Below are 14,109 nucleotides of genomic sequence, written 5' to 3'. Positions count from 1 at the left end.
TTATGAAGTCAGAATTTCAGCAAAAAAATACAGCACATCACTTTCAACCATTTAGTGATAATAAAGAGCTAGCAGAAAAGGGTATTAAATTAATATCTAAAGCGGAAGGTGTTTATATCTATGAAGATAATGGTAAAAAATACCTCGATGGTATGGCTGGTTTGTGGTGTGTAAATATAGGTTATGGTCGTAAAGAGCTTGTTGAAGCCGCAAGTCAACAAATGACCGAACTGCCTTATTACAATTTATTTTTTAAAACCACAACTGAACCAGCAACTGAGTTGGCAGCAAAAATAGCTTCTATTGCGCCTGCTCATATGAATAAAGTATTTTTTACTGGGTCTGGCTCTGATGCAAATGATACAAACTTTAGAATGGTACGTCGGTACTGGGACTTAAAAGGCAAACCATCAAAGAAAACTTTTATCAGTCGTCAAAATGCTTACCATGGTTCTACCGTTGCTGCGGCAAGTTTAGGTGGTATGGGGTATATGCATGAACAAGGCGATCTACCTATTGATGGTGTTGTCCATGTGGACCAACCTTACTGGTTTGCTGAAGGTGGTGATTTATCTAAAGATGAATTTGGTCTTAAAGCTGCGCAATCGTTGGAAGCGAAAATATTAGAAGTAGGCGAAGAAAACATTGCTGCTTTTATTGCGGAACCTTTCCAAGGGGCTGGCGGAGTTATAACACCACCAGATACTTACTGGCCTGAAATCAAAAGAATTTTAGCTAAGTATGATATTCTTTTTATCTTAGATGAAGTCATCTCTGGCTTTGGCCGTACAGGTGAATGGTTTGCTAGTGAGTACTTTGATTTAAAGCCGGATATGATTACTATCGCTAAAGGTATGTCGTCAGGTTACTTACCGATTGGCGGCGTTATTATTTCAGATAAAGTGGCTGATGTAGTGATTGGAGAAGGTGCTGACTTTAACCATGGTTATACCTATTCAGGTCATCCTGTTGCTGCGGCAGTTGCGCTAAAAAATATCGAGCTATTAGAGTCTGAAGGTATTGTTGAGCAAGTTAAAGCAGAGATTTCACCTTATTTACAACAACGCTGGCAAGAGCTTGCGGATCATCCGATTGTGGGTGAAGCGCGTGGTCTAGGTATGGTTGCATCTATTGAGCTAGTTAAAGATAAAACAACTAAAGAGCGTTTAGCGCCTAATGCCGCGGGTGGCAATGTTTGTCGTGATTATTCAATGGATAATGGCTTAATCATGCGTTCATGTGGTGACATCATGGTTATTTCACCGCCGTTGGTTATTAGCAAAACTGAAATTGATGAATTAATAGAGAAAGCTAAAAAGACACTAGACGATACGGCAAGGTTCTATAACCTTATCTAAGCGTAGTTCGTTTGAATTATCGCTTTTCTGCTGACAAGAAAGCCACTACCCATTAGTAGTGGCTTTGTTTTTTTGGGGTGACCGAATTTTTCTTGTTGTTCGTTCACTGATGGCTGTTAAGTAATTGACGACAACTAATCTATACAATCGATCGTTGAGCTCAAATAGGTCATAAAGGCTTTACTGGCATTAGAAAGGTAGTGACTTTTTTTCCATGCCAAACTTAGCTTAAATTCAATTTTTGGTTCAAAAGGGGCCGATGTCATTTGCTGTTCGTTTTGTAAAATACGTGACAAGCATGTGGTGATCCCCACCTCACTGCGCACCAAAGATTTTTGCAGCTCAATAAGATTTGTTTCCATGCGAATATCTAGTGTTAGGTGATGCTTTTTCGCATATTGACTGACAACTTCACGCAAGAAATATCCTTCATGAAACAACACCAATGGCTGCTGACAAAATTGAGCTAGTGATATACTTTGTTCGTTCGCGAGTGAGTGTGTACTGGCCATAGCGGCAACAACCTCTTCATTGAAAAGCTCTGTATAGCGCAATTGTGGATTCTCGGAGTCACTGCGCACCAAAGCTAAATCAAGCTCGCCATTGAGCAGCATTTTTTCTAAAGCTGCCGTACCTTGATCAACTAAGTGAATTTTTATTTTAGGGTACTTTTGTTTAAATGCACTAAGCACTTTGGGGAAATAATAAGATCCCATCATGGCAGAAACACCAAATCGAATACTACCTTGCTCTAGGCCTTTGAGTTCCTCTAACTCTAATTCGAGCTGATTTGCTTGGCTCAATAGCTGGCTTGCCAGTTTATACAATACTTCACCTTCAGCAGTTAATAAGGCATTTTTTTCTGCCCGATTGATCAGCTTCAGTCCCACTTCTTGTTCCAATTTTTGAATGGCAATAGTCAATGCCGGTTGGGCAATTCCTATTTTATGTGCTGTCCGAGTGAAGTTACCCAGATTGGCAAGTTGGCAGAAGTATTCAAGGCGCTTTAAATTCATAATAATGAAATCAATAAGTAAAAGTTATGAAATTTATAAAAACTATATATTATATTTATTTTCACTTTCTAGATAGAGTTAACCACTAATGAAGCGTAAAAAAATTACCTTGAAAGTAACAGTGTTTAGCAATTTGCTAATGCTACCGTTAGTTATCCAGGTCTTAACTTCATCGGTTTACATCAAAAGCACAAGAGGGTGATAATATGAATACTACAGCAATAAAATTGAACAATGACTCAAGTCCACAAGGCTTTTCAGTAACGCCATTTGCAGCGAATCCTCGTTTACAAGTGATAAAGCTATCCTCTGAAATAGTGAAGGGGTTTATCGAACAGGCATTACCGTTAGGGGTACAAGCTATAGAGTACAAACCTTTTTTACGTTTTCGTGTTGCCAGTATTCTTAATAGCCTCACTCAAGATACTTTAGGTGCTTTATTGCTAAATATCATCAAAAATCGAGGGACGGGTGCGTTTATGTTGCAATGTGAACCTGTCGCTGCTGAGTTTGATCAACTTGAGTTTAATATTTTATTATCGACTGCGGTATCTCACTTAATTGGCGTACCTAATTTAGATGCTATGTACGGAAAATTTTATGCCCGTTTTAGCGTTAAAAATGATGACAATAGTGATAGTTACTTACGTCAAGCACATCGCCGTATGGAATTACATAATGATGGCACCTATGTAAAAGAGCGCACCGACTGGGTTATTATGCAAAAAATAGCGGAAGAAAATATGGAAGGTGGTGATTCCTTATTATTACACGTCGATGAATGGCAAGAGTTAGAAAAGTTTTATAACCATCCTCTAGCAAAAGAAGACATTCAATGGACATCGCCAGCGAGTAAGAATATTACTTATAAAATAGATCATCCGGTATTTTTTGAAGAAGATGAGTTAGGTCGACCAAAAATGCTATTTATCGATCAATTTGCTGAGCCTTTAAATATGCGCCAAGGTCAGTATCTATTTGATATGGGGGAATCGTTAGAAGCAGAGCAGAATACCTTCAATGTCCGTGTTCCTGTGGGTAGTATGCTGGTAGTAAATAACCATGCTTGGTTACATGGTCGTGATAAATTTGTTGCTGATAAAGGACTGTACCGCGAATTACTGCGTCAGCGTGGCGCTTATTATGAAAATGCAAAACTGAAATAATAATACCAAATCAAATAAGTTTGTTCCCACTCAGAGCTTGTCAGCAGTTTGAGAACAAATAGAATTTTTTATGTATAGTCATTCTATCTTAAGAGAATTATGTGCAGTTATCAGATTGCTGACAAACTCCCAAAGGGCGAGTTTAAAAGGTTTACATGCAGCGTTATTGATTTTGATAAGGGAAAAACCATTATCTTCAATCAATGCCTTGCCTCTAAGCCTTTTAAGTCTCGCTGCGTGGGAAGAAACTTACTTGAATTGGTATATAGGGTAATTATATGATCTATGACTACATAATCATTGGTGGTGGTATTATTGGTGTGTCGACTGCGTGGCAACTACAACAACGCTATCCGGATAAGAAAATACTATTACTGGAAAAAGAAAGTGAGTTTGCAACCCATCAAACTGGACATAATAGTGGTGTTATTCATGCTGGCGTATATTATGAGCCCGGCAGCTTGAAGGCTAAGTTTTGTCGAGCTGGAGTCGATGCTACTATTAACTTTTGCCAACAGCATAATATCCCGTTTAATCAATGCGGGAAGTTGTTAGTCGCTACGAATGAATTAGAAGTTAAGCGCATGGAGGCGCTTTACCAACGCTGTCAAAAAAATAATATTGAAGTGGAGTTACTTGATAAGCAGCAGCTTAAAGTTCAGGAGCCTAATATTACTGGGCTAGGTGCTATTTTGGTGAAGTCGACAGGTATCGTTGATTATCAATTGATTACCATTAAAATGGCGCAAGAGTTTCAGTCATTAGGCGGTGAATACCGACTAAATACCAAAGTAACTCAATTAAAGGAAACGACAGAAGCAGTTTGTGTGAGTACAAGCGCGGGTGAGTTTACTAGCCGTTACTTAATTACCTGCTCAGGACTCATGGCTGATCGTGTGGTTAAAATGTTAGATATTCAAGTTGATTTTCAAATTGTACCATTTCGTGGTGAATACTATCAGTTACCAGCCGATAAAAACGCGATTGTTAATCATTTAATTTATCCAATTCCTGATCCAACATTACCGTTTTTAGGTGTGCATTTAACGCGGATGATTGACGGGAGTGTTACGGTTGGCCCAAATGCGGTATTAGGCTTTAAACGAGAAGGTTATGGCAAGGTTAATATTAACTTACGTGATATGAAAGAAATGTTACTGTTCACTGGATTCTGGAAGGTATTATGGAATAATTTGAGTTCTGGCATAACTGAATTTAAGAATTCACTCTTTAAAAGCGGTTATTTAACCTTAGTGCGAAAGTATTGCCCCTCAATAGAGCTTGTCGATCTTAAACCCTACCCTGCGGGTATTCGTGCACAAGCCGTGATGAATGATGGCAGCTTAGTACATGACTTTTTGTTTGCTAACAGTAAACGCAGTATTAATGTCTGTAATGCACCATCGCCAGCGGCGACGTCAGCAATTCCCATAGGTGGTTATATTGTTGATAAAGTTGCTGAACACTTATGCTCTTAAGAGGCTATTTATAGACCAGCAAACCAGTGAGCTGGTCTATAACGAACAATGATTAAACACTCAATACTAATAACAGCCTTTTGATAAGTATTTTTGCATTTCTACCGCTGGAACCATACCGCCACCTGTTGCCCAAACAAGATGTGTTGCCTTTGCCAATTTATCATTGTTCATCTCTATACGATTTAGATATTCAATATCATTGGTGACAACAATTGGGCCTAACATACCAGCCAAGGCAGACGGCTCTAATTGAATGCCTTCAACCTTATTTAATAAGCCAAGTAGATCATACATTCTTTGGTCACTGATAGTATAAAAACCATCTAACAGTCTTTCCATTGCTCGGCCAACGAAGCCAGAAGCTCTGCCAACAGCCAAACCATCAGCAGCGGTAATGTTATCAATGCCGATATCTTGAACGGAAATGTCATCATGCAATCCAGTAAGAATGCCGAGCAACATGCAAGGGGAGTGCGTAGGTTCGGCAAATATACAGTGTACGTTATCACCAAAAGCCATCTTCAAGCCAAATGCGACACCACCAGGACCACCACCGACACCGCAGGGCAAGTAGACAAAGAGTGGATTATCCTTGTTTACCACAATGTGCAACTCATCAAACTGTTGTTTCAGTCTTTCACCCGCTACAGCGTAGCCAAGAAATAATGTTTGGGAGTTTTCATCATCGATGAAAAAACACTTGGGGTCATGTTCTGCTTCTTTACGGCCTTGCTCCACTGCCACACCATAGTCTTGATTGTACTCAACAACATTAACACCATGAGAGCGTAGTTTTTCTTTTTTCCATTGGCGGGCGTCTGCAGACATATGCACACTCACTGAAAAACCCAGTTTTGCACTGATAATACCAATAGACATACCAAGGTTGCCCGTTGAACCAACAGCGATACTGTACTGACTAAAAAAGACTCTAAATTTTTCGCTAAACAGTTTAGTGTAATTATCTGTCAGTTCGAGTAATCCTGCTTTTAGTGCTAGTTTTTCAGCATGAGTCAATACTTCATAAATACCACCGCGTGCTTTGATTGAACCTGAAATGGGCAGGTGACTGTCTTTTTTTAGCAGCAGTTTACCTTTAATTTCCACCTTATATTGCTGCTCCAGTTGCGATTTCATTGCTGAAATTTCTATTAATTCAGACTCAATAATGCCATTGTTTTTTGCTGTTTCAGGAAATGCTTTTACCATGTAAGGCGCAAAGCGGGCTAGTCGGTCACTGGCATCTTTGATATTACTTTCATCCAAACCAACATAAGGAAGGCCTTCTTGCAGCGACGTCACCTTAGGGTTGAACCAGCTTACCTCTGATAGGTTGACCATGTTTTTGATGAGGGGAAAATCAGCCATTAACTGTGTAATGTTATCGTTGTTCATTATCACTTCTCAATCTGCTTTATGCTGTTGGAGTTAAGGGTATTAAACAATAATCGTCACTTACTGACAAACGATGATAATTCAACTTCACGTGAAATAAATTAAATCAAGAGAGCATTGCTAAGGGAAAAAAGCATGTAAAATCTAATTTGGGTTATTTAATGTAATGCATAATGATATTGTTGTGCTCAGAGTTCGTCGAAAAATGCCAATAGAAGAGTCTGTGTTATGTATACTCAAGACAATGTTACTCCTAAAAATAAACGCTTAAGTAGTTTTCAACTTGCTAAAATGCATACCTTTGAAGTAGCAGCTAGGCACCGCTCTTTTGCACTTGCTGCTGAAGAACTGTCGATGACACCAAGTGCAATATCTCATCGAATAAATGCCTTAGAGAATGAATTAGCTATTTTATTATTCAAACGTTCACACCGAAAGATTGAGTTGACCGCGGCAGGTGAACGTATTTATATTGCGGTCAAAGCGTCTTTAACTCATTTAAATCAAGAAATACTTGAAGCAAAAAGTGATGATGTTTCTGGCGAGTTAACTGTCTATTCTCGACCTTCTTTTGCGCAATGTTGGTTGGTGCCTAAAGTTGCCGACTTTCAAAAGCAATACCCTGCTATTTCACTTAATATTTTAACGGGAAATGAAAATATTAACTTTTATGGCCATGGTATTGATGTGGCGATCTATTTTGATGAAAAACAACCGAATAAGTTAGATTGCCAAGATGTTTTGACCGAGGCGATAGTGCCAGTTTGTAGTCCAGAGTATGCAGAAGAATTTGACTTAGTTGGTAATACAAGTCATTTAAGTCAATGTACCTTATTACATGATAATCAAGCATGGGGATACGACTCCAACATGGATGAGTGGGCACTGTGGGCAGATAACTTTAATATCAATGGCTTAGACTCTAATGTCAACATTAGGTTTGACCGCTCAGATTTGGCTGTTATCGCGGCTATTAATCATGCTGGTGTCGCGATGGGCAGGGAGAGTTTGACCCGTAGTCAAATCAAAAAAGGGGAGTTGATTAAACCTTTTGCTGATAAAAAACTACTATGCCCGCAGCGCTATTATGTTGCTACATTACCTAATAGTACAAACACAAAGATAGCATTATTTATTGGTTGGCTAAAAAACAAGTTAAAAAATGAAAACGTTATACCTGTTAGGTGATTTATCAATATCCACAGAGTTAATCATTAGATTAACTAGAAACTGCTTACTGAAGGGGACTTGAGTGCCTTTATGTATTTAAACCAAAATTACTTGATAAGTTTCAACTGGGGATGATTGAAAACTGATCAGTATTATTATCCGAACTAAAGGTTACAGCTTTCTTATGCCACTTTACCAACAGATAAAATACGGTCACCTACTTTATTTAAAATGGTGATTTCACCCTCACAAACCGCAATAATGGATTTACCTTTTTTAAATTCTTCAGGTAAGACAACTCTTCCGTGGCGATTTTTGGGGAAGGATTTCACTTCATGTAGTAACTCAAGTGACTCTACTTGATAATAAATGACTGTTACTTGGATTAAATCTTGCTCCATAATGTACTCTTTTTAGTTATGCCATCTTAAATTTATGTCGTAAATCGGCCATGGATTATTCCACATGAACGATAGGTTTGTTTAGATCTAAATCAATAGTAGTCCGTAGTCCTTACAGATGACTACTCATAGAAAAAAGATCAATCATTATCTTTATAATTTAGGTACGATTACATTCGTTGTTCGGCGAAAAAAATAGCACAAAGCGCGCCAAGTTAATAATAGTCAATTATTTCAGTATGATAATGAAAGTTAATTAACGAAAGAATAGTTAACTGTTAAATAATCTGACATTTTTAGCTTATCCATTACTGCTTTTATTGTTGCATAATAAATTGAACAATCTAAGAAAATTTTTTTCAATGGTCACTGTTAAATTTAATGTAGAGTTCAAGTTCATACTATTCTCCTTCTACAACGTCACTCCACATATTTTCCACACAATCTAACCTAGATATAATAATTTATAACAAAAACAAAGATATAAATAACAATTTTTCTTCATCTTTACCCTACATTCCTTCCTTATACTAACAGTCAATAAAGAATGAAGTCTTTCATCAATCAGCTGTAGAGTATTAATATGAAAAATCACTTAGCAAAAATAATTACTGTTTTGTTTAGTCTTACCTTTGTGGCTTGTGGCTCAGATTCAAGCTCAACCAGTGAGCTTGATACTTCAGCTGAGTTAACTACGTCAGATGGCGCTGTAGAAAATGAGTCGACAGATATTGAATTTACACTCAGTAGTGAGTCCATGGTAAACAATGGTGATCTTCCTGTAATGTTTACTTGTGATGGGGACAGTATTTCTCCGCCTCTGACTTGGAGTGGAGCTCCTGAAAATACGAGTGAATATGCCTTAATTATGCATCATGTCCCAGGCGCAGATGAAGCTAAATGGTATTGGATAATGTATGGTATTGATGCGGGTATTAACTCGATTAATACTGGTGATTTCGAAGGTGTGTTAGGCACAAATAGTGTTAATGGTTTAAATGAATATGCCGCACCTTGCTCTCAAGGAACTGGCGCGAAAAGTTATATCTTTACCTTATATGCACTGTCTGAATCGCCAGAATTGAGCAATGTTTTAAGTGTCGATCGAGAGTCGCTATTAACAGCAATGGCAGACATCACGTTAAACTCTGTTGATCTGACGGTTAACTTTGAACGTTTCGCTGACGTGGAGTTAACACGTTGTGAAACAATACAACAATCGGTCAGTGAAGCAGGGTTTAATGAGAGTGTTGGCGTAACTTGTGATAATGAATATGCCTATATTAGCTCAGATACATACCCTGATCATGAGTTAATGAATGGCATTACTGGGACGAATGAACAACTTCCTGTACCGGCAACAAATTATGCGGCACCAATAAAGTTAGCGCCGCAAGTAGCAACTAATTTAACCACTATCGATGCTGCCGTAGGTGTGGCAGTGAATGGGGTACCCATTTATGATTATTCTTCACAGGGTGAACTCGATCTTTACACTTATGATGCTGATAGCGACACAGTGGCATTGGGGCAATTAGATAATTGTGGAGGTCATGCTGGGCGTGGTGACGATTACCACTATCATGCTTCACCTAATTGTATGATCGACACCTTACCTAATAATGATGATGGTACCATTATTGGTTGGGGTTATGATGGTTACCCGCTATATGGTGATAATAACCCAGATGGCAGTGCCATCACCGCAGGTGATTTAGATGTTTGTAATGGACAAATTGATTATGATTTTGGCTATCGTTACCATACATCAAATCAAGCTCCTTATATTATTCAATGTCTTGTTGGTGAGGTTGATACCAGCATATTACCTAGAGTCTCTCCATTAAGTGGTGATACTCATGGTGCCCGTGCAAACCTAACTCCGCCACAGGGTGGTGTAGAAAACTTGCTGCATACTATGAGTGATGATGGTACTCGCACTATGAGTTATAACTACAATAATACTAGTTATTATGTCCGCTATACTCCATCGACAACTCAATCTGACTGTTATGATTTTGAGCAAAAAACGGTTAGCAATGGCGGTATTATAGAAACAGGGACTTTTTGTCGCGACACTCAAATGGAAGATAACCTATCAACACAATCTCACACCTTTAAGCTAGAAGCCTGGTCTGATAATTGGTTTGCTGCTTATTTAGGTAATGAGCTAATCATTGAAGATTCTGTTTCTATTACTACTGAACGATCTTTTAATGCTGAAAGTGTAACTTTTTCAGGTACTTATCCGATGCAACTAAATTTCATTTTAAAAGACTATAAAGAAAATGACACTGGCTTGGAATACATTGGACAAAGCAACCAACAAATGGGCGATGGTGGTTTTATTGCACAAATTACTGACACAGACACTAACCAAGTTATTGCTGTGAGTAATGAGGAATGGAAATGTGAAGTGCTGCATCAAGCACCATTAGATAAGTCTTGTGAAAGTGAAATTAACCCTATTGTCGGTGCAGGCTCGTGTACTTTTAATCGCAGTGAAGAGCCCAATGATTGGAAAGAAAGTAGTTTCGATGACTCAATATGGGATTATGCTACGCAGCATAGCGTTGCCGATGTTAGTCCAAAAGGTGGTTATGATGACATCAGTTGGCATGAGACTGCTCAACTTATATGGGGCGCAGACTTAGAAACAGATAATACACTCATTTGTCGTATCACCATAGATAAGCCTTAAAGGGAGAGCCATAATGAAAAAGAAGATGATAATAATCATAAATAAAGCCTTTAGAGTTATCTCAATGCTGATGTTATTTGCAACGTTCTCTATGACAACAAATGCGCATAGCCTAAAAGAAACCACTGCGCGTATTAGCCTTAGAGATGGCCAAGTTGAAGTTCGCCTATGGTTAGATTTGAATCGCTGGCTGTCACATTTAAAAGATAGTCAGGCTTGGTTGTTAGGTGATAATCAGCAGGTTATGCCACTTGGTTTAACCCCAAAAGAAACGGAACAATATGTTGAAAATATTTTGCATAATCAAATTGCACTAACTTTGAATAATCAATCTATATCATTACAGTTATCGACGGTTTTAGCGGCAAAAAATAGCACAGAGTCCCATGACTATACTGAGTTTGTCTTAACAGGAAGGCATAAGCAGTCATCGGTTGAACAGTTAAATATAGCTTTCCCTAAAAGCTTAGGGGCTGTTCATGCCAGCTTCGTTAAGCCCAAATATCAGCTGGTTTCTGCCGGAAGGAGCGTACAAGTCTCATATTAGCATTGGAGTAAAAAACTCAGTCAATGCCCGACAACTGATGGTGAAAAATGACAACGTATTCAAGCAAAACCAAGCATTGATCACTAGACGATTATGTAGCAAACCTTTAGGATAATTAATGAACAAAGTGAAAGTTTTACCCAAGGTAATAGGTTCGATACTAATAGTGTTATCACTCACTGGAACACACGCATCTTCAGCTAATACTGATAACGCAGCTAATGAAACAATAGAGACAAATAATAAGCAGAGTTACAAGCAAAATAGCCCGCCTTTACCGAAGACTCATGCTAGGAAACCACCACAACAAGCGATTGATATCTGCCTAAATAAAAATGAAAACAGTGCGTGTAGTTTCCACGGTCCAAGTGCATTAGAAAAGGGGGCTTGTGAGTTTACTCCCGATAAACAATACTTCGCTTGCAACCCAAGGAGAGATAAAGCTTCAAGTAAACAGCTAAGGCAGTTGCCCTCACATTTGGCAACTCATCAAAATTAGCGATTGTGTTTGAACTAGTAGTTCATAAAGAGCGTGTTATGATAATCAGTCTACTCTATTGAATAAACTCAATTAAAACCATAATAAGAGCAAAAGAGGAAACAAGGTTTGAAGCTGTTATATAAATTCTTTTTTGCTTTTTTTATTACTAACCTTACCTTGGTAGGATTACTGCTGGTGTTAATTGCCGTTAATTTATCTGCTGGCTTTAATGACTTTGTAACGGCAGTAGAAAATAAACATTTAGCTGAAACTGAACAGCAACTTATTAGTGTATATCAACAGAGCAATAGCTGGCAGCCTATAGTAAATAATGTACAAATTTGGCGGGATATTGTTGACCCTCAAGCTAAACGTCGACCACCACCAGTTGAGCCCCGCAGAAATGGCAGGTATAGCCAAGATCCAAAACCAAGAGGTGAAAGAACAAGGCCTGTTCAATCTGAATACCTCCAAGCTAAAGGCTCTCGAGCAAGAGAAAATCAACCAGCCAAACATAGTCCTAAAAAGGTGAATTCGAGCAACTTTCTGCAAACTGGCAAACGACTGAGTTTATATGATCATCATAAAAAGGTTATTGTCGGTAAACGTTATTTACACGACAATCAGGTTACTCAAAGCATAGAGTTTGAAGGACAGGTTATCGGTTGGTTAGGTTTACAACCTTCTCAGCTGGCGAAAAATAGTCCAGCTAGCGAGTTCTTAACACAGCAATATGAAAGTTACTATTTAATGGCTGCTGCCACAGTTTTACTCGCTTTTATCATGGCATTTGTATTTTCTAGACATCTGATGGCGCCGATAAAGCAGCTCATCAGTGGTACTAACAAACTTATTCAAGGCAATTATCAAAGTCGTATTAAAAACACCACACGTGATGAATTAGCCATCTTGTCAGATCACGTTAATGTATTGGCTGAGACTTTAGAAAAAAATCAAAAAAATCGCTTCCAATGGATGTCTGATACTTCCCACGAACTCAGAACGCCTTTAACGATTTTGCGAGCGCAATTGATTGCCATCCAAGATGGAATTTTTGTCGCTGATGAAAAGCGCGTGCAATTATTTGTCGATGAAATTGATAACTTAAGCCATATTGTTGATGATCTTTATCAGTTATCGAGTTCTGATGCCGGTGGGCTAACGTATCAAAAAATTGAACTGAACCCTATCGAATTATTAATGCAGGTTATTGATAGTTTTGCTGTTAAATTTAAGCAACAGTCATTTATTGTTGATGTTCATACACTCAAGGAACTGCTGGGTGATAATAACTGTCAACTACTTGCAGATAAAGACAGATTAAGACAATTGTTCGCGAATCTATTAGAGAACTCTTGTCGCTATACTCAAGCGCCCGGTAAGCTCACTATCTTTGCCAGTCATGATAAGCACTTTATCACTATTATGATTCAGGACTCTGCGCCAGGCGTAGTCAGGGCGGCACAAGAAAAGCTCTTTGACCGTTTTTATCGCGTTGAACAATCTCGTAATCGTAATCATGGTGGCTCTGGACTGGGGTTAGCACTGTGTAAACAAATAGTCGAAGCGCATCAAGGCACAATAAGCGCATTTGATTCACACCTTGGAGGCCTTAGTATAAAAATGATGTTTCCTCTTTTAAAGAAACTTTCCTGATGAATAGACAAACTATATTAATTGTTGAAGATGAAGCTCACATTGCTGAGGTATTGGTCGCATATTGCCAAAATAATGGCTATGACGTGCATCATCTTAGTACTGGTAATGGTGTCATCGACTACATAAAATCAAATAGGGTTGACTTAATGCTGCTTGACTTGATGTTACCCGATGTAAACGGGTTTGATATCTGCAAACAGCTAAGAGTATTTTCATCCTTGCCCGTTATTATGGTGACGGCAAAAAGTGAAGAAATAGATAAATTATTTGGTTTAGAGTTTGGTGCGGATGATTATATTTGTAAACCTTTTAGCCCGAGAGAAGTGATCGCAAGAATAAAAGCCGTATTACGTCGTTTCGATAATAACTCGGCTGATAAAGCAAATGAGAAGGTCATTAAACAGTCTGGCTTTGAGATGAACTGCGAAAAATATCAGGTATCCTTTAAAAAACACTTATTAGATTTAACACCGATTGAATTTAAAATAGTCGAGCTCTTTTTGAACAATGTTGAACGTGTCTTCAGTCGTGATGAAATTATGAATAAGGTTTATCTAGATACAATTGATGTTAGTGACCGTAACATTGATACTCATATTAAAAATATTCGGAAAAAAATCCATCAGTATTCCTCAGATTCAAATCCTATTAGTTCTGTGTATGGTGTTGGTTATAAATGCGAAAAATGAGCAGGCTAGGCAGCTAACCAGTTACCACTATATACCTGCTCAAGT

Annotated in this window: 12 protein-coding genes; 9 read left to right on the top strand and 3 right to left on the bottom strand. The window is 38.3% G+C overall.

The annotated features are described in order from the left end of the window. Positions 1–2: 2 nt before the first annotated feature. The gene (locus tag ND2E_RS18225; RefSeq protein WP_033092376.1) at positions 3–1,358 is read left to right on the top strand and encodes an aspartate aminotransferase family protein; all 1,356 of its coding nucleotides are present in this window, start codon (positions 3–5) and stop codon (positions 1,356–1,358) included. Positions 1,359–1,492: 134 nt separating this feature from the next. Here ND2E_RS18225 and ND2E_RS18230 read toward each other — a convergent pair whose 3' ends face one another. Continuing rightward, positions 1,493–2,374 carry a LysR family transcriptional regulator gene (locus tag ND2E_RS18230; RefSeq protein WP_033092375.1) on the bottom strand — a complete coding sequence of 294 codons (882 nt, stop codon included), beginning with the start codon at positions 2,372–2,374 and terminating at the stop codon, positions 1,493–1,495. 206 nt (positions 2,375–2,580) lie between these two features. Between ND2E_RS18230 and glaH the strand changes: the two genes are divergently transcribed. Further along, complete coding sequence (gene glaH / locus ND2E_RS18235; protein ID WP_150113700.1) at positions 2,581–3,540, top strand: glutarate dioxygenase GlaH; 960 nt, start codon at positions 2,581–2,583, stop codon at positions 3,538–3,540. Between the two features lie 278 nt (positions 3,541–3,818). After that, positions 3,819–5,018 carry an L-2-hydroxyglutarate oxidase gene (gene lhgO / locus ND2E_RS18240; protein ID WP_033092373.1) on the top strand — a complete coding sequence of 400 codons (1,200 nt, stop codon included), beginning with the start codon at positions 3,819–3,821 and terminating at the stop codon, positions 5,016–5,018. A 66-nt stretch (positions 5,019–5,084) separates the two neighbouring features. On the opposite strand, the gene ND2E_RS18245 is transcribed toward lhgO, so the two are convergent. Next, positions 5,085–6,416 (bottom strand): D-serine ammonia-lyase, encoded by a 1,332-nt coding sequence (locus ND2E_RS18245; protein WP_033092372.1) that lies wholly within the window; start codon positions 6,414–6,416, stop codon positions 5,085–5,087. Positions 6,417–6,644: 228 nt separating this feature from the next. Here ND2E_RS18245 and dsdC point away from each other — a divergent pair, with 228 nt between their 5' ends. Further along, the gene (dsdC, locus tag ND2E_RS18250) at positions 6,645–7,604 is read left to right on the top strand and encodes a DNA-binding transcriptional regulator DsdC (protein WP_033092371.1); all 960 of its coding nucleotides are present in this window, start codon (positions 6,645–6,647) and stop codon (positions 7,602–7,604) included. A 164-nt stretch (positions 7,605–7,768) separates the two neighbouring features. Here dsdC and ND2E_RS18255 read toward each other — a convergent pair whose 3' ends face one another. Continuing rightward, on the bottom strand, positions 7,769–7,987 hold the full coding sequence (locus tag ND2E_RS18255) for a TIGR02922 family protein (protein WP_033092370.1): 219 nt from the start codon (positions 7,985–7,987) through the stop codon (positions 7,769–7,771). Positions 7,988–8,570: 583 nt separating this feature from the next. On the opposite strand from ND2E_RS18255, the gene ND2E_RS18260 reads away from it, so the two are divergent. From ND2E_RS18260 to ND2E_RS18280, 5 genes are all read left to right on the top strand, one after another. Further along, positions 8,571–10,688, top strand: a complete 2,118-nt coding sequence (locus tag ND2E_RS18260) for a YHYH protein (RefSeq protein WP_033092369.1) — start codon at positions 8,571–8,573, stop codon at positions 10,686–10,688. Positions 10,689–10,701: 13 nt separating this feature from the next. Next, positions 10,702–11,235 carry a hypothetical protein gene (locus tag ND2E_RS18265; RefSeq protein ID WP_052056222.1) on the top strand — a complete coding sequence of 178 codons (534 nt, stop codon included), beginning with the start codon at positions 10,702–10,704 and terminating at the stop codon, positions 11,233–11,235. Between the two features lie 118 nt (positions 11,236–11,353). Continuing rightward, positions 11,354–11,734, top strand: coding sequence for a hypothetical protein (locus ND2E_RS18270; RefSeq protein WP_033092368.1), 381 nt, complete (start codon positions 11,354–11,356; stop codon positions 11,732–11,734). Positions 11,735–11,842: 108 nt separating this feature from the next. Continuing rightward, complete coding sequence (locus tag ND2E_RS18275) at positions 11,843–13,372, top strand: ATP-binding protein (protein ID WP_033092367.1); 1,530 nt, start codon at positions 11,843–11,845, stop codon at positions 13,370–13,372. Then, positions 13,372–14,064: a response regulator gene (locus ND2E_RS18280; protein WP_033092366.1), complete on the top strand. Its 693-nt coding sequence runs from the start codon at positions 13,372–13,374 to the stop codon at positions 14,062–14,064. Before ND2E_RS18275 ends, ND2E_RS18280 begins: the two co-directional genes overlap by 1 nt. Positions 14,065–14,109: the final 45 nt, after the last annotated feature.

Source organism: Colwellia psychrerythraea, from assembly GCF_000764225.1.
GTDB classification, from domain to species: domain Bacteria; phylum Pseudomonadota; class Gammaproteobacteria; order Enterobacterales; family Alteromonadaceae; genus Colwellia; species Colwellia psychrerythraea_D.
This window is presented reverse-complemented; position numbering and strand designations above follow the sequence as displayed.